Origin of the sequence: Candidatus Sordicultor fermentans (assembly GCF_012728195.1) — a bacterium.
GTDB lineage: Bacteria > Atribacterota > Atribacteria > Atribacterales > Caldatribacteriaceae > Sordicultor > Sordicultor fermentans.
In genome coordinates this window covers 1-19,406 of record NZ_JAAYFP010000107.1, presented here as the reverse complement: position 1 = coordinate 19,406, position 19,406 = coordinate 1, and the positions used below count along the sequence as shown (strand labels likewise).

Sequence of the window (19,406 nt, the reverse complement as noted above, 5' to 3'; positions counted from 1 at the left end):
GAGGGAAAGAAGGAGTGGCTTTGACTTACGAGGAAGCGGTAAAGTATCTCTATGGTTTGATCAATTACGAAAAAATCAGTTTTTCCTATTCTGATTTAAAACTGGATAGAATGAGAGAACTGGTAAATAGATTAAGTAATCCCCAGAATGATTTTCCCTCCATTCTTGTAGCGGGAACGAAAGGCAAAGGTAGCACTGCTTATTTTCTGGAGCGGCTCTTTTTAGCCTGGGGGTGGAAGTGTGGTTTTTATACTAAACCTCATCTTCTGACTTTTCGGGAAAGAATACGGTTGGAGGGTAATCTGATCCCTGCTCAGGATCTCGCGAACCTTGTTGAGGAGATAAAACCGGTGGTAGAGGAAATGAGAAACTCTCCCTGGGGAAGGCCTACTTATTTTGAAGTGTCGGTAGCTTTAGCTTTCCTTTATTTTTCTCGGAAGAAAGTAGATGTGGCAGTAATAGAAGTGGGGTTAGGAGGAAGATTAGATGCTACCAATGTTTGTGAACCTCAGCTTACTGTTATCACTCCTATCAGCTTTGACCATACCGATGTTCTGGGAGATACCCTTTCTGCCATTGCCCGAGAAAAAGCAGGAATTTTAAGAAAAGGTATTAAATTAGTTCTCTTACCTCAAGAAGAAGAAGCTCGAAAAACCATTTTGAAGGAAGCACAAGAAAAAAGTGCACCAGTTAGTGAGGTAGAAAAAGAATGCCGGTGGCAAATTTTATCTCGAGAGAAAAGTGGCTCGCTATTTTCTTTTTCGATAGGTGATTGGGGAGAAGGTGTGTGCAGTCTTTCTCTTTTAGGAGACCACCAGGTAGTTAATTTTCTTAGTGCACTTCTCGCCGCTCGAGAATGGGGTTTATCTTTCGATCAACAAAAATTAAGTAGAGCTCTAAAAGACCTGTACTGGCCGGGTAGGATTCAGATTCTCTCTCTGGAGCCTTTGGTGGTATTTGATGTAGCCCATAATCAGGCTTCTTTTTCTCAGTTGATTAAGACTCTCCAGGATTTTTTGGGAATGGAAAAAGCAGTATTTTTACTCGGTCTTTTAGAGGGAAAGGACTATATAGGTATAGCCCAGGAGCTAAAAGGATTTACCTCGCGCGTTTTCCTCACTCTACCTTTAAATCCTAAAGCTATTCTTCCCCAGATAATCTCCCCTTACCTAAAGAGGGAAGGTATAGAGGTAGAAATAGTTAAAGACCTTTTTCAAGCACGAGATCTGGCTTTTCAGTTTGCTCAAGAAGAGAAGTTGCCTTTAGTTACGGCGGGTTCTTTTTACCTCGCTCCACTTTTTGCTCAACAATTATTTTTACCCCAAGAGGAGGAAAAAGCTTATGTTGATAGTAGCAGAAAGAATTAATGCTACTCGAAAACCTGTTCGAGAAGCTCTGGAAAGAAAGGATGAAAATTTTTTTATTCAGGAAGCTAAAAAGCAGGAGGCAGCAGGGGCTCACTTTATAGATGTGAATGCTGGAACTGAAGCCAGCCAGGAAATAGAAAATCTACCGTGGCTTGTGGAATTAATTCAGGATGAGGTAAGCATTCCTCTTTCTCTTGATTCGGCCAACGACGAGGCTTTAGCCCGGGCTCTACGAGTTTACAATAAAAAAGAAGTAATGATTAATTCTTTCACTGCTGAAGAAGAGAGAATAAAAGCTATTTTACCTTTAGCGAAAGATTATAATGCTCTGGTAGTGGGTTTGGCTATGGGAAAAGGAGGAGTCCCTCAGTCTTCAGAAGACCGCCTGAGATTGGTGGATACGCTGATAGAAGCGGTAGATTCTTATAAGATTGGAAGAGATAAACTTTTTGTAGACCCCCTGGTAGTACCTATTGGCACCGATCACTCTCAGGGTAAAGTTTTTCTTGAAACAGTGAAAATAGTAAAAGAAAAATATGATGAAGTTAGAACTATTTGTGGCCTCAGCAACATCTCTTATGGCATGCCCAATCGGAGGTTGCTTAACCGTACCTTTCTTATTCTAGCTCGAGGTTATGGTTTGGACGCTTCTATCATTGATCCTCTGGATCAGGAGCTAATGAGTAGCATCTACGCTACTGAGGTTCTTTTGGGCTATGATGAGTTTTGCATGAATTATTTATCAGCTTATCGGTCAGGTAAATTGGAAGGTTGAACTGGTATCAAAATTTATCCCCCCTTTAGTAAAAAGACCGGAGGTACAGTCTTTTGTCTAAAAGATTAGTTTTAGTTGTTATCTGGCTGGCTATTTTAGTCTACCCTGTCTTGGCTAATGAAGATGTAATTTTAGATTACGCTTTATGCGTAGGATTAGACCAGGATGGGCTACCTCTTGAGCGCCGGGATATATTTATTACTGAGGAAGAAAAGATACTTTGCTGGGTATTTGTGAGCGAAGTTCACAAGGGAGATGAGTTGCGTTGGGAATTTCAACCACCCCGGGGAGAAGTATATGAAAGCATTTTAATAGTGGAAGAGGACAATCGATATGTAGGTGCTACCGGGGAGCTGTCTCTCGCCATTTATCGTAATACCATCCCTCCTGGAGAGTGGAAAGTAAATTTTTATCTCAATGGGGAAAAGTATCTGGAGCTTCCTTTTACTCTTCTGGAGAGCAATATCGGCGAAAGTGAAACTTTAGAAGAGGCTATTCAGAAAACTGTTGTAGTTATCAGAAAATTGGGATACGAAGTCCTGGATTTAAATGTTGATGATAGTAATCAAGCTTATTTAAGAATGAATATGGTGGCTCCTACCCTTGACCAACGAGTGTGGAACCAGATTGGTATAGGGTTTGAATCTTTAAAAAGAGTTTTTCCTCAATCATCCTGGTTTTTAGTTCAGCTTATCTTAGATAATGAGTATGTATTAAGTTTTCAGGTAAGAGCTTATGATTTTGATATGTGGAGAAAAGGAAATCTGAATACTGATGAGTTCTGGAAGAAAAAGGTGCATCGTTACGTTTATGATTTAAAGAATAAGGAAGAGATTCAGGATGTATCTTCCTTTTATCTGGAGAAGTTTGAGGTAATATATTGAGAAGGTGAGTTTCAATGAGGAAAGTTTTTAGTAAGTTTTCACCGAGAGACTTTCAATTTTTAGCTGATTTAGTGGGAGAGGATAAAGATAAGACCTATTTTATCGATCTGGTGACCCGGGATCCTGATTCTTTAGATTTGGTGCTGGAAGAAGAGGAAATTTTTAAGAAGGTAATCCAGAGTGAGGATGTTTTTGTCCGCATCAGTCCTTATCTATATTTTGAACTTCTTCTCCGTCAAGCTATCCGGGACATAAAAAGAGATGCATATACACTAGAGCAAGTAGGTTACAAAACTCGAGTGCCGGTTTTTGATAGCCGAAAAGTTTTAGAGGTCCTTTCCCAGGACGAGATCAGAGACTATCTGGTGGAGCTGCTAGTTTCTTTTATCCGGGTTAATCAATTTACCATTTATCTCAATCGGGGTAGAGGCATTTATTTCAAAAAAGTTTTATCTGATATGGATTTTGACCTTCTGGTAGAAATGAGTGAAATAGTAGATGAGCCTTATCGCTTTGTCTTTCTGAAACGAGCGGGAGACCTGGCTTTATTCTTAAGTGGTATATTTCCTGAACAACTTGTTGGAGAGCGATCTCATTCTCTGGCCAAAAATAGACGGTTGGTTTCCTGGACTAACAAGGGGGAAGATTTGGAGAAAAAAGGAAGCGAGCTATATCACAAAGCTAGCGAGAGCGAAATAGCTAAGGAAAAAGAATTGAGTCCTGTATTGACTATGATGGCAGATAATTTTACTTTCACTAAAAAACCTCTTAACGTTATGGCAGATAGATATCTATACCTCAGAAAACACGATATTTTTCCCTTTATTGATAACCAAAACTAATTTTGGATAGGACCTTATTTCTTATTTTTACAAGCAGTTAGCCACAAAAATGGTGGTAATGCTTCTTATTTATGAGAGAAGAAGCCTCTTTTCTAAAAACAGTGGCACAGAAAGCAGGCTTCTGGGTGAGTGATAAGGAAGCAGATGAGAAAGTAAGAATAGCCTATCAGGTACTGCAAAGACGAGCACTGATCAACTTAGCAAAATAGTTAACACTCGAGAGGTTGCAGAAAGAGGAGCTTTTTAATTTCTTTAGCAACTACGGGAGAGAGGGGGAGGGTTCTTTTCTTTCTTGTTTTGGCGACATCTTCAGGAATAGTTACCTCAAATGAGGCAAAGTTAAAGTCTTCTTTCTTGAGCTTCAGTGCCTCTCCGGAGCGGATACCAGTATCCAGCATAAAAAGGATAAGACAGTAATCACGAAAGCCAGTATAACTCTTTTTATCTGGAGCGCCGAGTAGCTCTTTTAATACTTCAAGCGGTATTGCTCTAGCTCTCTCTTCATCTTTCCTCTTTTTAAAGTCAATAGGGTTTTTCTCAATAACGTTCTCTCACTAAAAAATCAAGGAAAGCTTTAAGATATTTTCGACGAAGATTGAAAGTAGCAGGCTTGATATCATCAGAAAAATACTTAAGGATGGAAGTTCTTAATTCTTTATCAGAGTGTAGAGCACGAGGAAAGCGCTTAAAGAATATTGTGCATGAAACTTATAATCGGAAATAGTGCGAGAAGCTTTACTTCTGCTTTCCTTTCAAAGAGGAACAACTCTAAGAAACTTTCCCAGCTATCAGGTTGCGGAAGTTTTACTACCTGCCCCACAGAAATCGCCTCTTTCTGGGAGTCGATTTTATAGTCGTCGGACTCAGGGGTTTTTAAAGAGGGGAGAGAAGCCGCAAGAGAGGCTCTGTAGAGCTCTGGTGAGCCGTGCAGGAATCGAACCTGCGACACCCGGATTAAAAGTCCGGTGCTCTACCTTCTGAGCTAACGGCCCACTCTTCAGCGCTTGACAATATATCCTAAAGCTACTTTTTTGTCAACAGCGTTATTATTCTACCAGAAGAGAAGATGAATTTAAAGCTCTGTGAAGAAAATTTTGCAATTCTCAGCGTATTTAAGGCATAACCTCCATACTTGGTGAGTCTCGATATAGAATACGGGAAACATTATTTCGTCCTTCTTTTAATCAGGGTATGGGGATTTTCCAAACAGCTCTCTCACTTCTTGACAATTCTATGGAAAAAGCTTAATCTATTCTTAGATGGTTAATACCACTTAATATTCTTACTTAAGAATATAAAATTAAGGAGGAGAAGTGATTATTTTGGAGCAGAAATTAAATCGCAAGATACCAGTTCCCCTTTATTACCAGCTGAAAGAAATCATAAAAGAAGAAATTGAGGAAGGTAAGCTCAAGCCTGGAGATCCGATTCCTTCGGAAAGAGAACTTTCTGAAAAATATGGAATCAGTCGCCCGACAGTTAGACAGGCTTTGAAGGAATTAGTGTATGAGGGCTGGCTAACAAGAGAAAAAGGAAGAGGGACTTTTATCTCTAAGCCGAAGATTGATTATGGTTTTATCCAGCACTTTACCACTTTTTATGATGATATGGTGGAAAAAGGTTATTCACTACGTACTGTTATCCTTAATAAGGAAATTCGGAAAGCAGGAAAAGAAATTGCCCGGTTTCTCCAAATAGGGGAAGACGAGGAAATTATTTTTATCGATCGACTGCGATTTATTGAAGATGAGCCAATAGTAAGAGTTAATAATCATATCCCTTTAGCTCTCTGCCCGGCGTTGGTGGAAGAAGACTTAACCGATCAATCTCTCTATCGTATCATGGCGGAAAAATATGGTCTCAAGCCTCATCGAGCGGAAATAAGTCTGGAGCCCATCGTAGCCAATGAAGTAGACTCTGAGCTTCTGGATATTGAGAAGGGGGCCCCTATGCTTCTCATGGAAAATGTTACTTTTACCGAAGAAGGGCAAATAATCGATTTCTTCCGTTCCCGATTTAGGGGGGATAAAGGAAAGGTCAGAGTGAACGTATATAAGGAGAGGTAAAAAGCATTTTAGCTAATCCCTCTATGCAGTAAAGGGGAACCGAGAAGCAGCTTGAGCATCAGGAATTAATATAGATAGAGTAAAAATTGTGGTTTACAGAGGTATAGTTATTTGTTTTTTTCCAGGAGGAGCTGAAGCATACTTAAAGCTTGAAGGAAAAAGAAGGAAGAATTGTAACTAATAAATAAATTGAGAAGGAGTGATTCTTCATTGAATAAGCTTCGTTTTGTTTTGGTAGGAGCAGGAAGAGCAGGTATGGTTCATGGCCAAAATTTGGTTCATTACATCCCCGAAGGAGATCTAAAGGCTGTAGTAGACGTAGATTTAAAGAGGGCCGAAGAGACCAGCGCAAGCCTGGGGGTTAAATCTTTTTACTCCACTTTGGATGAGGCTCTGGAAAAGGAAGATTGTGACGCCGTTTGTATTGCTTCTTTAACTTTTACTCATCGGGAAATGATAGAAAAGGCGGCAGGAGCTAAAAAGCACATTTTCTGTGAAAAACCTCTGGCTCAAAGTTTAGAGGAAGCAGAAAAAATTCAGGAAGCTGTGGAAAAAGCTGGTGTAAAGTTCCAGATCGGTTTTATGCGCCGATATGACCCGGGGATACGGAGAGCATGGGAGATGGTGAGAGAGGGGAAAATCGGAGATATAGTTCTCATTAAATCTACTGGTCGAGGCCCGGGCCTTCCTGCTCCCTGGATTTTTGATAGAGAAAAAAGCGGAGGGATGTTAGCTGAAGTTTCCTCTCATGATATAGATTCAGTTTTGTGGTTTGTTGACAAAAAGCCTCATCACCTCCACCTGGAAGCTAAGAATTTCAAAGGACAAGAAATAAGAGAAGAGTTTCCCGATTTTTACGATCACTATGTTTTAACTATGAGTTTTGTTGAGGGGCCTTTAGGAATGATAGATGGAGGGTGTCCGGTAGGTTATGCCTATGATGCCCGGATAGAGATTTTAGGAACAGAAGGAATGATTAAAGTAGGAGAAACAGAAGCAAGGGGTCCAGTTCTTTATACTTCGGATAAAAAATCCTGGCGGGATAATCAATCCAGTTGGCGGGATCGTTTTCGGGAAGGATACCTGGAGGAAATGAAGTCTTTTATCCGTTCTGTTTTAGAAGATCAAAACCCATCTCCTTCTATTATTGATGGTAAGAGAGTGGTAAAGGTGGTGGAGCTTGCTCATAAGTCTCTCGGTCAGCAAAGTCCAGTTCTCTGGGAAGGAGAGTGGTAGATTTGCATTATCTCATTGGTAGTGATTTAGGAACTACGGCTACCAAAACCGGCCTTTTCGATGAAGAAGGAAATTTAATAGCACTTGCTCGGCAAAAATCTAATTTGATCTATGGTAAAGACGGAAGTGTTGTTCAGGATCCCTATGAGATGTTGAGCTCGGTGGTGGAGACTGTAAAAGAGGTAGTAGAAAAAAGCGGAGTTTCTCCCTCTTCTATTCTCGCTATTGCTCTTGATGGTCAAATGGCAGGGATTATGGGAGTAGATGAAAGTGGAGAAGCAGCTACCCCTTATGATTCCTGGTTAGATGTGAGATGTGCTCCCTATGCGGAGCTAATGAGAGAAAAAGCTGAAGAGTTAATTATTAAGCGATCAGGTATGGCACCCAGCATTAATCATGGCCCTAAAATTTTGTGGTGGAAGAAAGAGCAACCAGAAGTTTATCAGAAAATTGACAAATTTACTGTTCCTTCTTGCTGGGTCAGCCAGAAGCTATGTGGTCTCCGGGGTGAGGAAACGTTTATAGACTATACTTATCTTCATTTTTCCTGCTTCTCTCATTTGGAAGATGGTTGCTGGGATAGAGAGTTGATGGAAATTTTTGAAGTGGAAGAAAGTAAGTTTCCTCTGATAGTTAAACCTTGGCAAGTGGTGGGAAAGATTAAAAAAGAGTGGGCAGAAAAGATGGGAATCCCTGCCGGTACTCCTGTGGTTGCTGGTTGTGGAGACCAGGCAGCTAATAATTTGGGCGCTGGAGTGGTAGAAAGGGGTACAGCTTTTGATGTAGCCGGCACCGCTTCTTGTTTTAGCCTTTCAGTAGATAGATTTGTTCCTGATTTAGAGCACAAAACTATTCTTTTTCCTCGAGCGGTATTAGAGGGATATTATTACCCCATGGCTTATATAAATGGAGGAGGATTAGACTTAGAGTGGGCTAAAGATGAATTTTTTCGAGAATGGGCAGAGTTGCCTAATGCTTTTCAGTTGATTGATGAAGAGGTGGAGAAAATTGTTTCTTCTCCTTCCTCTCTGGTTTTTCTCCCTCATCTTCGGGGTAGAAACTGTCCTGGCGAGCCCTATTTCCGGGGAGTATTTGCCGGTTTTAGCTGGGACCACCGTAGGGAACATCTGTTTCGAGCCATACTTGAGGGGATAGCTTTCGAATATGCCTATTACCTTTCTATAATTAGAAAGCTCCTACCGGAGATAAATTTCCAGGAAGTGCGAGTAATAGGAGGAGGAGCTAAGTCATCTTTCTGGAATCGGATAAAAGCTAGCATCCTGCGTATGCCTTATGTGGAGTTAGATAGAGAAGAGTTTGCCATCTGGGGGTCAGCGTTACTGGCTGGTTTTGGAGTGGGATTATTTTCTGACCTCAAAGAAAAATCTATCCATTCAGTACAAAAAATTAAAACTCATTTTCCTCAAGAGGAATGGAGTGCTTTTTACGATAATCTTTTCCCTTTTTATCTTGATACTCTGGAAAAGATGGGTAAAGTTTTCGATTCTCATAAAGAGCTTTTTAGCTGAAACAAATTAAAAGGACGTGATCAACCTTGAAAGCAGCAGTATTTTCTTATCCTCCTGGGATAAAGGTGATAGAGGTTCCTGAGCCCCAACCTGGGGAAGGAGAGGTTTTAATCCGGGTGAAAGCGGTGGCTTTGTGTGGCACAGATTTGCGTATCGCTCGGCGGGGACATGCTGATATTTCGGAAGGAGAAAAGCGTATTTTAGGACATGAAGTGGTAGGGGTGATTGAAGAGGTAGGAAAAGGAGTAGATGACCTGGCCCCGGGCATGAAAGTGGCTATAGCTCCCAATTACGGATGTGGAAAGTGTTATTACTGTATTCAGGGTCTTACTCATCATTGTCCGGAAGGGAAAGCTCTGGGAATAACGGAAAATGGCGGGTTTACCGAGTTTATGGTAGTTCCTCAAAAAGCAGTATCTCAGGGAAATGTTTTTCCCCTGCCCGGGGAAACTGATTTGGTCTCTATTGCTTTTGTGGAAGCTTTAGCTTGTGTAGTGCATGGTTTTCTTCCTCTCGGGGTGGGCTTTCGAGATCGAGTTCTTATATATGGAGCCGGCCCCATTGGGTTAATGTTTTTAGAATTAGCTCAACTGCAGGGAGCAAAAGAAGTCTGGATGGCAGACTTAAGTGAAGACCGCCTAAAGGTAGCCCAAGAAAGAGGAGCTAAAACCATAGTGGTGGGGAAGGAGAAAGTAAAAGAGAGAATAAAGGAAGCGGAAGTGGTGGTAGTAGCTGCTCCTTCTCCTGACGCTCAAAAAGAAGCTTTAGAGATAGCTGGAATTTATGGAAGAATTAATTTCTTTGGTGGTTTACCTCCTCAGGTAAAAGAAGTTGCCCTTCCCAGTAATTTAATTCACTACAAAGAATTGGTAGTAACCGGGACTACAAAATCTAACAACTTTCACTTTCGGAGCGCTCTGGATTTGTTATTGCAAGAGCAATTGGACCTTTCTTATCTTGTAAGTCACGTTTTGCCCTTAGAAAGAATAGAAGAAGGCTTATCTCTTATGGAGAGACAACAGTCTCTTAAAGTAGTTATAGTTCCAGAATGAAAACAAAAAACAAAAATAGAAAGGATGATATTATGAAGCCTTTTAATGTGGTAATAGATTTTTCTACCGGGGAATTGTCCCCGGGGAAAAAGACTGTTCGCCGGGTGAGTGATGTTAAGAATATGTTCCTAGATAGGGAAAAAGCGGAGGAAATGATAAAAAACGGTGACCCTCTGGTTTATGAAGTAATTTATGCCGATATCCCGGAAGAAGCGGGACATTTAGGTCACTGTACTACCATTATTTATCCGGGAAAAGTAGGAAAGGAATTCTTTCTAACTAAAGGGCACCTTCACGAGCAACTGGGAACGGCAGAGATTTATCTTTGTTTACGAGGAAAAGGGAAGTTGCTTATGGAGTCTACTGATGGAGACTGGGCTGCTTTAGATATGTTTCCTGGTTCTTCTTCTTACATTCCTCCTTTTTGGTCTCACCGTACAGCAAACGTAGGGCAGGAGCCTCTCATTTTTTACTGCATTTTCCACGCTGATGCTGGTCATGATTACGCGACCATCGAAGAAAAAGGGTTTCCCAAACTGGTGGTGGAAGAAAAAGGAGAGGTAGTGTTGATAGATAACCCCAAAAGGAGCAGGTAAAATGAAGTTGCCAGAACGCGCTTCTCAGCCTACCATGTATTTTATTGGAGTTACCACTCATCAGTCCTCTATTATGAAGCTTTTTCCCCTGTGGGCTAAGGAGTTGGGTTTAAATAATGCGGTGCTCAAGGGGATTGACATTGAAATACATGCTCCTCGGGAAGTTTATCGAGAGGTGGTAAGCTTCATTAAGAATGATCCTCTCTCCCTGGGAGCTCTGGTCACCACTCACAAAATTGACCTTTATGAGGCAGCTAAAGATCTGTTTGACTATTTAGATCCTTATGCTCAGCTGTTTGGAGAACTATCTTCTATTTCTAAAAAAGATGGGCGGCTGGAGGGTCACGCCAAAGACCCTATATCCTGTGGTTTGGCTATGGAAGCTTTTATCCCCCCTGATTTTTGGAAAGAACATGGGGGAGAAGTTTTCATTATGGGAGCGGGGGGTAGCGCTCGAGCCATTGCTGCATATCTCTTTGATCCTAAAAAAGAGGGAAACATGCCCAGTAAACTTTATGTTTCTAACCGTAGCACACCTCGCCTTTATGGTATGGAAGAAATCTTGAGAAAAATTAATCCCCATATTAATGCTGAATACGTTCATTCTCCTCAACCGGAAATAAACGATCAGGTTTTGAAAAGAGTTAAGCCTTATTCTTTGGTGGTTAATGCTACGGGCTTGGGTAAAGATCGTCCTGGTTCTCCTCTTACTGATAATTGTGAATTTCCTCCTCATAGTTTAATATGGGAACTCAATTATCGGGGAGATTTAAAATTCATTCACCAGGCTTTAGCTCAAAAAGAAAAAAAGAACTTGAAAATAGAAGATGGCTGGATATACTTCCTTCATGGCTGGACCCAGGTAATAGCGCAAGTTTTCCACATTGAAATTGGCAAAGAACTTTTCCAGCGCATTGAGGAAATCTCTCAGGATTTTCGTCCCCCCCGACTTTACTGAAGAGATAATCTTTGGTCATTAATCCGGGAATAAAGAATCTTTTTCCCAGTTAGCATTAATAATGAATCTGCGGTTCATCCATCAGGAAAAGGGGGAGAGAAGAATGCGAAAAATCTGTAAATGCTGGTTAGTGGGAATGATGCTCCTTCTTTTCCTGATGACCGGTTTATCCTTTCCTCAGAGTGAAGAGCAGGTTATATTCTGGGTTCCAGTTAAAGACGTTCCAGACTTAGGAATGGTAGATTGGGGCTTGGCCAGTTTTGTGAAACGAGCTCTTCGGGAAGCAGAAGATGCTGGAGCGCAGGCAGTGATTCTGGAAATCGATACCTCAGGTGGCTGGGTGGACGCTATGCTTTTTATTAAAGACGCCATCATTTCTTCTTCCTGTCCTACTGTGGCGTTCATTAATCACCGAGCCTGGTCAGCAGGAGCCTTCATTGCCCTGGCCTGTGAAACCATCGTGTTTGCTCCTGATGCCACTATGGGAGCAGCTGAGCCACGTAGTGGTACTCCGGAAGAGATAGATAAACCTGACCCCAAAACTGTATCAGCTATTCGAGCTCAAATTGAAGCCCTGGCTGAGGCTCGAGGAAGAGATCCACTTGTTTTTGCTTCTATGGTAGATCGCAATGTTGAAATCGATGGATTGGTAAAAAAGGGAGAGCTTCTAACTCTCCGGGCTTCTCAAGCCCTGGAGTATGGGGCTGGAGATTTAATAGCCGCTAATCGGGAAGAACTATTAAGTAAATTAGGTTTAGAAGGAACAGTTCGTGAACTCTCTCCCTCCTGGTCAGAGAACCTGGCTCGATTGGTAACTAATCCGGTGGTAGTTCCTATTCTTCTTACTCTGGCTTTAGTAGGAATTTTAATGGAAATTTTAACTCCTGGTTTTGGAGTCCCGGGTATTGTTGGCCTGGTTTCGTTTTCTCTTTTTTTTGGAGGTCGCTATCTTGCCGGTTTAGCGGGGTGGGAGCCTCTCATTTTCTTCTTGGCGGGAGCAACTCTTTTGATTGTGGAGCTTTTCCTACCTGGCTTTGGAATAGCAGGAATTTCGGGGATGGGAGCATTAGCTCTATCCATTTATCTTGTTCTTCGAGAAACCAGTATTTTGTTCTGGCAGGAAGCTGTTTACCAATTATTTTTTTATGTTGCCCTTATGGGTGGAGTATTTCTGGTTCTTCTTGCTTTTCTTCCCCAAAGTCCAGTATGGCAAAGATTGGGGCTAAAGAAAGAAATAACCGGGAAAGTTTATCAAATAGAAGAAAAAAGCTCTGAACCCTCGGTAGTAGGGAAGGCGGGAATAGCTAAAAGCATGCTCCGTCCTGTCGGAATAGTGGAGATTGAAGGAAAACGGTGGGATGCTATAACCGAGGGAGAATTTATCTCTCCCGGTACTAAGGTGAGAGTGGAAGGAGTGAGGGGGAATACTATAGTAGTTAAATCTGAGGAAGGAGGGTAAAAATTGCAGTTTTTAAATTATTTAGTTCCTTTGATCATTGTAATAGTGGCTCTGGTGATTTTCTTTTATTTAGTTCCGGTGGGGTTGTGGATTTCTGCTCTAGCAGCCGGAGTGAAGGTAAGTATTACTACTTTGATCGGTATGCGACTTCGGAGAGTTGAGCCGGCCTCCATTATTCTCCCTTTGGTTAAAGCTACCAAAGCTGGTCTGGATCTGGATGTAGGATTGCTGGAAGCTCATTATCTGGCGGGGGGCAATGTAGACCGGGTGGTGAATGCTTTGATTGCAGCAGAGAGAGCGGGTATTCCACTTTCTTTTGAGCGGGCTTGTGCTATCGACCTTGCCGGAAGGAATGTTCTGGAGGCGGTTCAGATGAGTGTTCTTCCCCGGGTGATTGAGACTCCTGAAGTTACAGCGGTGGCTAAGGATGGGATCGAGCTCAAAGTAAAAGCCCGAGTCACAGTTAGAGCTGACATCGATCGGCTGGTAGGAGGTGCTACTGAGGCTACGGTAATTGCCCGAGTGGGAGAAGGAATAGTTACCACCATTGGCTCTTCTGCGTCTCACAAGGAAGTTCTGGAGAACCCTGATAGTATTTCTAAAACTGTTTTAGAAAAGGGGTTAGATGCCGGAACCGCTTTTGAAATTCTTTCTATCGATATTGCTGATATAGACGTAGGTCAGAATATAGGAGCTCGTCTGCAAGCCGATCAAGCTGAGGCAGATAAAAGAGTGGCTCAGGCCAAAGCAGAAGAAAGAAGAGCTATGGCTGTGGCCAGAGAACAGGAGATGAAGGCTTATACCCAAGAGATGCGAGCTAAAGTAGTGGAGGCAGAAGCAGAGATTCCTCGGGCTATAGCTCAGGCTTTAAGAGAGGGGAAATTGGGGGTTTTTGATTATTATTCTCTCCAGAATCTGCAGGCTGATACCCAGATGAGGAAGAGCTTTGGCGAGAAAGGAGAAAAGAGAGAAGATGAAAAAACCTGAACTAGCAAGTGAGAAAGGTAAAATAAAAGAGGCGAAAGATCCAGCTGGGTGGTATATGGGACATGAGCTTCTCTCCCCACCTTTATCTTTTCGCCTTCATCCTTATTTGCAGGAAATAAATCGTTATTATTTTAAAGCGAGAGATAGATTTATAATTAAATAGTTAATCAGAGGTCATATGTAATATTTTCCTCCCCTATGCTGGAGTGCTTCTTGCTCCGCCGTGATTGTTTTAGTTTTTACTTTTAATATTGGGAAGATTGTAAGGGGTGCTTCTCTTACATTGAGGAAGACGCCTTTTCTTTCTTGTAGTTTTTTATTCTTTTATATTTTTAGTCTCTTTCTTATAATCTTATACCGTAGACAATCCTATTTTTTTCTCAGGATAATCATTCTAATTTCTTAATAAGTTATACTTTTTTTTGCACTCTCTAAGCTGTATAATAAAAAGGAGGAGGGATGACTCTATGCCTAAATTAGTGAAAGAGTTTAAAGAATTTGCTAGCCGGGGAAGTATTATTGACTTAGCAGTGGGTATTGCTATAGGAAGCGCTTTTGGGGTGTTAGTTCAATCTTTGGTTTCCGATTTGATTATGCCACCTATAGGTATCCTTTTAGGAGAGATAGATTTTTCCAATCTTTTTGTGGTGTTGAAACCAGGTAACCCTCCGGGTCCTTACCTGACTCTTGCCAGCGCTAAAGAGGCTGGAGCCGTAACCGTTAACTATGGGTTATTCATCAACCATCTGGTTTCTTTTCTGATAATTGCCTTTACCTTATTTTTAGTAGTGAAAACAATTAGTCAATTCCAACACAAAGAGGAAGCCCCTCTTCCTGCTACTAAAGAATGTCCTTATTGTCATACTATCATTCCTATTCAGGCCATTCGTTGTCCTAATTGTACTTCTCAGCTATGAGAATATGGTCAATCATATTCCCCAACCACAGAAATACGCTGGCCAATATGATTGCCTTTTTCGGCTTCATCAATTATGGCTACTGCATAGTCGGCATAGCTGATGACGCTTTCGCCTTTTGAATTTACAATTAACTCTTCACCACCAAGGGTGTATTTACCTGTGCGAGGACCATCTACTCGGAAATCAGCTGCCGGACTAATATAAGTCCATCTCACATCATTTCTTTTGCGGAGCTCGTCGAGTGCTTTGGCCATACTTGAAGCAACTGGCTTGAATGCATCGGGAAAATCTTTGGTATCCATGAGTCGAATGGTATGTTCAGGGTCAACATATAAACTTCCTGCGCCACCAACAACAAGTAAACGATTCGGCTTGCCGCTGAGTATATCACAGAGGTGTTTAAGAGAAGTGCTGTGCTGAGAGAGAGTATCGGGTGTCCACGTACCAAATGCATCAATGATTACCTCACAATCCTTGATATCGTCAAAGGTCAGGTCGAACAAATCCTTCACAATGACTTTTGTGGCTTGAGGCGCCTTATCAGGATCACGGACAACCGCTGTAACCTCATGACCCCTCGACATTGCCTCCTCTACTATTAACTTGCCTGCTCTTCCCGATGCACACACAACTGCAATTTTCATAGTTCACTCCTCCTTTTAGAAATATGAGGTATTTGGGTATGCTCTCTGCAAGGATTATTTTCACTAATATTATAGTGCTTTTGTAAAATTATCAAAATAGTTCTCAGAGAATTACTGTAAAAAGAGGTGTGGTATCCAGTTTTGTTGAGCCTTTACTGGTAAATATCATCAAAAATGGAACATGCAGATTATCTTTTAGTGAGGTGGAAAACACTCCGGGGAAAATTTCTGATATTCGTCGGAGTAAGCAAAAGCATTGTATTTTGAGAATATTTGGAATGACGTTTTTTTGTAGTAGTAATGCTTTTTCCATAGTTCCCGATTAGGAGTTAATGTTCAGCATAGTAGTACTTGTTTATGAGCTAATACTTGGAGAAAAGATGCCACCAAAAAAGGAAGCTCCTGATCTAAAGAAATTTTGGTACCCGCGAGTCCTGGAGAGAGCACTTTTCACCATCCTTTCCTGTATTTTATAAGAAAGATCGTAAATCTTAGAGACTCTATAGCTTACAGATTAGTATGCGATGGTGAGTACTTATGGAAGCGTGTGTTTTAACTCTCGATCTATGGAGGTGACATTTTATGGAAGCAAAAACATCTCCTTTGGGCGACATTTCCATAGACTATTTCCAGGGAGTGTGTTGAAAAAATTTTTTAATTATGTCTGAATTGGTTGCTTTTAGTTTAAAACTGTATAATGATTACAAAGACTTGCAACTTCCTCGATGAAAAGCCTTGAAATTCCGTCATCTTTATTCCACAATGATTAAGAGCTTTTAAAAAGCTAAAAGAAAGGGGGATATGTGCTTTGGCTTTTTCTATTGGAATTGATTTGGGAGGAACTACTCTTGCTGGAGTCCTTGTGGATGAGGAACTGAATATTCTTGCTGAAGAAAAAATTCCTGTAGACAGAGAAAAGAGGGTAGAGAAAGTTATAGGGGATATGGAGCTCCTTATCCGGAATTTCAAAAAAAAGGGGAAAGGTGATTGTTTGGGAGTAGGCCTTGCTCTTCCTGGCCTTTTAGACTGGGAAAGGGGAGGTATAGTTTTTTCTGAGAACCTGAACTGGCGTAACGTGCCGGTCATCCCTCTTCTAAAAGAAAAACTATCCCTTCCTTTTTTTATGGAGCACGATGTGCGTAGCGGAGCTGTGGCAGAGGTATATTTTGGTGCTGCTCGTCCTTTTCAGGATGTTCTTTATGTAAGTGTAGGAACAGGAATTGCCGGGAGCCTGATTTGGAAACGAAATATAATCCGAGGTGCTCATGAAGCTTCTGCTGAGTTGGGACATATAGTGGTTGAGCCTAATGGTCCTCTGTGCCGATGTGGGAACATAGGAGGCTTGGAAGCATTGGCCTCAGGTAGTGCTATGGAGAGAGATGCTTTCCACTTGAGCGGAAAACATGTGAAAGGAGAGGAAATTTTTGAGCGGGCGCAAGAGGGGGTTTCTCCCTATCAAGAGGTGGTTAAAAGAGCGAGTGGCTTTTTAGGCCTGGGATTATTTAATCTGGTGCAAATATTTGATCCAGAAGTTATTATCTTAGGGGGAGGAGTAGCAGAAGCGGGGGAGTGGTGGTTAGAGATGATTAGAGAGGGATATGAAAATCGGTTTTTCTGGACACCTATTATCCCTCCACTGCTTTTAGGACAATTTCGAGGTAGAGCAAGTGTTATGGGAGCGGCGGGGTTGCCCATTCTTCAAAAAAGAGGAGAATACAGTCAGTCAATTTATTGAGAGGGGGATTGCATTGACAACGAAACCGGTAATAGGATTTATTGGCTTGGGAATTATGGGAAAACCTATGAGCTACAACCTCTTGCGAGCTGGCTACCCTTTAGTGGTTTATAATCGGACTAAGGCCAAGGTAGAAGAGATGGTGAAAGAGGGAGCACAAGCAGCAAAGAATCCCAAGGAAGTGGGAGAGAAAAGTGAGGTAGTGATTACCATGCTTCCCGATTCTCCCGAAGTAGAAGAAGTGATTTTAGGAGAGAAAGGGGTATTAGAGGGAGTAGAGAGAGGGAAAATAGTAATTGATATGAGCTCTATCGACCCTCTCTCTACTCGAAAAATAGGAGAGGCTCTTTCTCTTAAAGAGGTAGAAATGCTAGATGCCCCAGTTAGTGGAGGTGAAGAAGGAGCAATCAAAGGAGAGCTTTCCATCATGGTGGGAGGTAAGAAAGAAATATTTGATAAATGCTTCCCTATTTTCCAGGTTTTAGGGAAAACTATCACCTATATGGGAGAGTTAGGAAGTGGGGAAGTGACTAAATTAGTTAATCAGATAATTGTGGCTCTAAATTTAGCTGCTCTTTCTGAGGCTTTTACCCTGGGGGCCAAAGCGGGGCTCAAAGCAGAGACTATGTATCAGGCCATAAGAGATGGAATGGCAGGAAGTAAAGTCATGGATATGAAAGTTCCCCGGTTTCAGGAAAGAGATTTTACTCCAGGGTTTAAAATTGACCTCCACCTCAAAGATTTAAAAAATGCTCTAAATACCGCCCTGAGGATGAAAGTTTCTCTTCCTTTTACTGGAGTGGTGGAACAAGTGATGGTGGCTCTCTCCGGGGAAGGAGAGGGAGAGAAAGACCACGGAGCGATAATAAAGTTTTGGGAAGAATTGAGTCAGGTAGAAGTAAAATAATTTGGTGAATGATTCTTGACTAACCGGTTATAGTCTTCTATCATTTCTCCATCAAATTATTTGGAGAGGAGCAAAAAAATGGAGAGGTACGTTTGTTTAATCTGCGGATATGTTTATGACCCTGAAGAGGGAGATCCTGATTTTGGAATAGAACCAGGTACTCCTTTTTCTCAGTTGCCAGAAGACTGGGTTTGTCCTGTTTGTGGAGCAAGTAAAGATCAATTTGAAAAAGAGTGATTTTTACTTGCTCCCTTCTACTAATTCGGCGCCTACCATAAGTCCTACTATTTCATCAGGGTTGGTTTCTTTGGTCAGGCGCTCCCCTACTTTCTCCCCCCGTCGCAAAACTACTAGGCGATGTGCTACTTGAAATACATCGTAGAGTTGGTGACTGATTATGATTACCGCTACTCCTTGAGAACTCAAAGTTCGCACCAGATCCAGTACCTTTTTCTGTTCGGTTACTCCCAGAGCAGCAGTAGGTTCATCCAGAATGAGAAGCTTGGCGTTCCAGTAGACCGAGCGAGAGATAGCCACTGATTGACGTTGTCCTCCGGAAAGGTTTTTGATTCGGTTTTTCAGAGAAGGAATTTCAATCCCCAGGTGACTTAAGACTTTTCGGGATTCTTCCATCATATACTCATGGTCTAACACTGGAATCGCTCCCAGCAGATTTTTCACCTTTTCTCTTCCCAAAAAAATGTTGGAATAAACATTGAGGTTTTCGGCCAGAGCTAAATCTTGATATAGGGTTTCGATTCCCAGCTTTATGGCATCCATGGGGTTATTGATCTTTACTTTTTCTCCCTCAAAATAGATTTCTCCCTCGTCTGGCTGGTAAACTCCAGAAACCACTTTGATTAAAGTAGATTTCCCTGCTCCGTTATCTCCTAAAAGGCCAACCACCTCTCCTGGATAAACTTCCATACTCACCCGGTTAACTGCTACTAGCCCTCCAAATCGCTTCACAATATCTTTTACCTCCAGGAGAGGAGTGTTTTTATCCGTCATTATATTCCTCCTTTCTCTACAAATTCAGGAAAAAATTGATCTATAAGAACCGCTAAAATCAAAATTACCCCTACATAGACATATTTATTATGGGTGGGTAAACCTAAATTTACCATTCCCGTTTCTAAAACTCCAATTATTAGAGTTCCAAGTAAAGAGCCTATCATGTTTCCGGTTCCTCCATATAAACTGGCTCCCCCAATTACTACTGCAGCAATGGAATCTAACATACGAGCAGCTCCGGCGTCTGCTCTCCCGGTAACAAAGCGTAAGGTGTACATCACTCCTCCTAGGGCAGCAAAAAAGGAAGAAATCATATACACTTTTATAAGATGACGGTCCACAGGGATACCAGCTCGGCGAGCAGCATCGATATTTCCCCCTATGGCATAGGTGTGCTGTCCGAAAGGGGTACGAGAGAGAATAAAGGCAAAAATC

The 19,406-nt window shown here is 41.7% G+C and carries 22 protein-coding genes and 1 tRNA gene; 18 read left to right on the top strand and 5 right to left on the bottom strand.

What is annotated here, in order from left to right:
* Window positions 1-14 precede the first annotated feature (14 nt).
* The 5 genes from GXZ17_RS05095 (at window position 15) to GXZ17_RS05075 (ending at window position 4,077) form a co-directional block, all read left to right on the top strand.
* Window positions 15-1,367, top strand: coding sequence for a bifunctional folylpolyglutamate synthase/dihydrofolate synthase (locus GXZ17_RS05095; protein WP_409376205.1), 1,353 nt, complete (start codon window positions 15-17; stop codon window positions 1,365-1,367).
* Complete coding sequence (locus tag GXZ17_RS05090) at window positions 1,342-2,142, top strand: dihydropteroate synthase (protein ID WP_409376204.1); 801 nt, start codon at window positions 1,342-1,344, stop codon at window positions 2,140-2,142. Before GXZ17_RS05095 ends, GXZ17_RS05090 begins: the two co-directional genes overlap by 26 nt.
* 53 nt (window positions 2,143-2,195) lie before the next feature.
* Entirely contained in the window at window positions 2,196-3,026 is an 831-nt protein-coding gene (locus tag GXZ17_RS05085; protein ID WP_409376203.1) for a hypothetical protein, read from the top strand.
* Window positions 3,027-3,040: 14 nt separating this feature from the next.
* Window positions 3,041-3,868: a hypothetical protein gene (locus GXZ17_RS05080; protein ID WP_409376202.1), complete on the top strand. Its 828-nt coding sequence runs from the start codon at window positions 3,041-3,043 to the stop codon at window positions 3,866-3,868.
* A 71-nt stretch (window positions 3,869-3,939) separates the two neighbouring features.
* Window positions 3,940-4,077: a hypothetical protein gene (locus tag GXZ17_RS05075; RefSeq protein WP_409376201.1), complete on the top strand. Its 138-nt coding sequence runs from the start codon at window positions 3,940-3,942 to the stop codon at window positions 4,075-4,077.
* Here the strand turns inward: GXZ17_RS05075 and GXZ17_RS05070 are convergent, their stop codons facing one another.
* Both GXZ17_RS05070 and GXZ17_RS05065 read right to left on the bottom strand, forming a co-directional pair.
* Window positions 4,078-4,353: a site-specific integrase gene (locus GXZ17_RS05070; RefSeq protein ID WP_409376291.1), complete on the bottom strand. Its 276-nt coding sequence runs from the start codon at window positions 4,351-4,353 to the stop codon at window positions 4,078-4,080.
* 431 nt (window positions 4,354-4,784) lie between these two features.
* Window positions 4,785-4,860, bottom strand: a tRNA-Lys gene (locus tag GXZ17_RS05065).
* Window positions 4,861-5,190: 330 nt separating this feature from the next.
* Between GXZ17_RS05065 and GXZ17_RS05060 the strand changes: the two genes are divergently transcribed.
* The 10 genes from GXZ17_RS05060 to mscL all read left to right on the top strand — a co-directional run bounded on the left by GXZ17_RS05060 (window position 5,191) and on the right by mscL (window position 14,668).
* Entirely contained in the window at window positions 5,191-5,934 is a 744-nt protein-coding gene (locus GXZ17_RS05060) for a GntR family transcriptional regulator (protein ID WP_409376200.1), read from the top strand.
* A 210-nt stretch (window positions 5,935-6,144) separates the two neighbouring features.
* Window positions 6,145-7,170, top strand: a complete 1,026-nt coding sequence (locus GXZ17_RS05055) for a Gfo/Idh/MocA family oxidoreductase (RefSeq protein ID WP_409376199.1) — start codon at window positions 6,145-6,147, stop codon at window positions 7,168-7,170.
* On the top strand, window positions 7,164-8,699 hold the full coding sequence (locus GXZ17_RS05050; protein ID WP_409376198.1) for a xylulokinase: 1,536 nt from the start codon (window positions 7,164-7,166) through the stop codon (window positions 8,697-8,699). The genes GXZ17_RS05055 and GXZ17_RS05050 overlap by 7 nt, the downstream gene beginning before the upstream one ends.
* 26 nt (window positions 8,700-8,725) lie before the next feature.
* Entirely contained in the window at window positions 8,726-9,751 is a 1,026-nt protein-coding gene (locus tag GXZ17_RS05045) for an alcohol dehydrogenase catalytic domain-containing protein (protein WP_409376197.1), read from the top strand.
* Between the two features lie 32 nt (window positions 9,752-9,783).
* Window positions 9,784-10,347, top strand: a complete 564-nt coding sequence (locus tag GXZ17_RS05040; RefSeq protein ID WP_409376196.1) for a glucose-6-phosphate isomerase family protein — start codon at window positions 9,784-9,786, stop codon at window positions 10,345-10,347.
* 1 nt (window position 10,348) lies between these two features.
* On the top strand, window positions 10,349-11,305 hold the full coding sequence (locus tag GXZ17_RS05035; RefSeq protein ID WP_409376195.1) for a shikimate dehydrogenase family protein: 957 nt from the start codon (window positions 10,349-10,351) through the stop codon (window positions 11,303-11,305).
* Between the two features lie 103 nt (window positions 11,306-11,408).
* Window positions 11,409-12,764, top strand: a complete 1,356-nt coding sequence (locus tag GXZ17_RS05030; RefSeq protein WP_409376194.1) for an NfeD family protein — start codon at window positions 11,409-11,411, stop codon at window positions 12,762-12,764.
* Between the two features lie 30 nt (window positions 12,765-12,794).
* Window positions 12,795-13,751, top strand: a complete 957-nt coding sequence (gene floA / locus GXZ17_RS05025; RefSeq protein WP_409376290.1) for a flotillin-like protein FloA — start codon at window positions 12,795-12,797, stop codon at window positions 13,749-13,751.
* Window positions 13,738-13,914, top strand: coding sequence for a hypothetical protein (locus GXZ17_RS05020; protein ID WP_409376193.1), 177 nt, complete (start codon window positions 13,738-13,740; stop codon window positions 13,912-13,914). Before floA ends, GXZ17_RS05020 begins: the two co-directional genes overlap by 14 nt.
* A gap of 304 nt (window positions 13,915-14,218) precedes the next feature.
* Window positions 14,219-14,668 (top strand): large conductance mechanosensitive channel protein MscL, encoded by a 450-nt coding sequence (mscL, locus tag GXZ17_RS05015; RefSeq protein ID WP_409376192.1) that lies wholly within the window; start codon window positions 14,219-14,221, stop codon window positions 14,666-14,668.
* A gap of 8 nt (window positions 14,669-14,676) precedes the next feature.
* Here the strand turns inward: mscL and GXZ17_RS05010 are convergent, their stop codons facing one another.
* Window positions 14,677-15,315 (bottom strand): NAD(P)-dependent oxidoreductase, encoded by a 639-nt coding sequence (locus GXZ17_RS05010; protein ID WP_409376191.1) that lies wholly within the window; start codon window positions 15,313-15,315, stop codon window positions 14,677-14,679.
* A gap of 808 nt (window positions 15,316-16,123) precedes the next feature.
* Here GXZ17_RS05010 and GXZ17_RS05005 point away from each other — a divergent pair.
* The 3 genes from GXZ17_RS05005 (at window position 16,124) to rd (ending at window position 18,194) form a co-directional block, all read left to right on the top strand.
* Window positions 16,124-17,050, top strand: coding sequence for an ROK family protein (locus GXZ17_RS05005; RefSeq protein ID WP_409376190.1), 927 nt, complete (start codon window positions 16,124-16,126; stop codon window positions 17,048-17,050).
* 13 nt (window positions 17,051-17,063) lie between these two features.
* Window positions 17,064-17,957, top strand: a complete 894-nt coding sequence (gene garR, locus GXZ17_RS05000) for a 2-hydroxy-3-oxopropionate reductase (protein WP_409376189.1) — start codon at window positions 17,064-17,066, stop codon at window positions 17,955-17,957.
* Between the two features lie 78 nt (window positions 17,958-18,035).
* Window positions 18,036-18,194 carry a rubredoxin gene (gene rd, locus GXZ17_RS04995; RefSeq protein WP_409376188.1) on the top strand — a complete coding sequence of 53 codons (159 nt, stop codon included), beginning with the start codon at window positions 18,036-18,038 and terminating at the stop codon, window positions 18,192-18,194.
* 3 nt (window positions 18,195-18,197) lie between these two features.
* Here rd and GXZ17_RS04990 read toward each other — a convergent pair whose 3' ends face one another.
* Both GXZ17_RS04990 and GXZ17_RS04985 read right to left on the bottom strand, forming a co-directional pair.
* Entirely contained in the window at window positions 18,198-18,968 is a 771-nt protein-coding gene (locus tag GXZ17_RS04990) for an ATP-binding cassette domain-containing protein (protein WP_409376187.1), read from the bottom strand.
* Window positions 18,968-19,406: ABC transporter permease (locus GXZ17_RS04985; RefSeq protein ID WP_409376186.1), on the bottom strand; the 439-nt coding region annotated here is incomplete at its 5' end. The genes GXZ17_RS04990 and GXZ17_RS04985, both read right to left, overlap by 1 nt.

What these genes read in the sequence shown, in the direction of transcription:
- GXZ17_RS05090 (WP_409376204.1), top strand. Translation starts at nt 1,342, where the DNA reads ATGTTGATAGTAGCAGAAAGAATTAATGCTACTCGAAAACCTGTTCGA.
- GXZ17_RS05080 (WP_409376202.1), top strand. Translation starts at nt 3,041, where the DNA reads ATGAGGAAAGTTTTTAGTAAGTTTTCACCGAGAGACTTTCAATTTTTA.
- GXZ17_RS05075 (WP_409376201.1), top strand. Translation starts at nt 3,940, where the DNA reads ATGAGAGAAGAAGCCTCTTTTCTAAAAACAGTGGCACAGAAAGCAGGC.
- GXZ17_RS05040 (WP_409376196.1), top strand. Translation starts at nt 9,784, where the DNA reads ATGAAGCCTTTTAATGTGGTAATAGATTTTTCTACCGGGGAATTGTCC.
- GXZ17_RS05035 (WP_409376195.1), top strand. Translation starts at nt 10,349, where the DNA reads ATGAAGTTGCCAGAACGCGCTTCTCAGCCTACCATGTATTTTATTGGA.
- GXZ17_RS05030 (WP_409376194.1), top strand. Translation starts at nt 11,409, where the DNA reads ATGCGAAAAATCTGTAAATGCTGGTTAGTGGGAATGATGCTCCTTCTT.
- GXZ17_RS05020 (WP_409376193.1), top strand. Translation starts at nt 13,738, where the DNA reads ATGAAAAAACCTGAACTAGCAAGTGAGAAAGGTAAAATAAAAGAGGCG.
- mscL (WP_409376192.1), top strand. Translation starts at nt 14,219, where the DNA reads ATGCCTAAATTAGTGAAAGAGTTTAAAGAATTTGCTAGCCGGGGAAGT.
- GXZ17_RS05010 (WP_409376191.1), bottom strand. Translation starts at nt 15,315, where the DNA reads ATGAAAATTGCAGTTGTGTGTGCATCGGGAAGAGCAGGCAAGTTAATA.
- rd (WP_409376188.1), top strand. Translation starts at nt 18,036, where the DNA reads ATGGAGAGGTACGTTTGTTTAATCTGCGGATATGTTTATGACCCTGAA.
- GXZ17_RS04990 (WP_409376187.1), bottom strand. Translation starts at nt 18,968, where the DNA reads ATGACGGATAAAAACACTCCTCTCCTGGAGGTAAAAGATATTGTGAAG.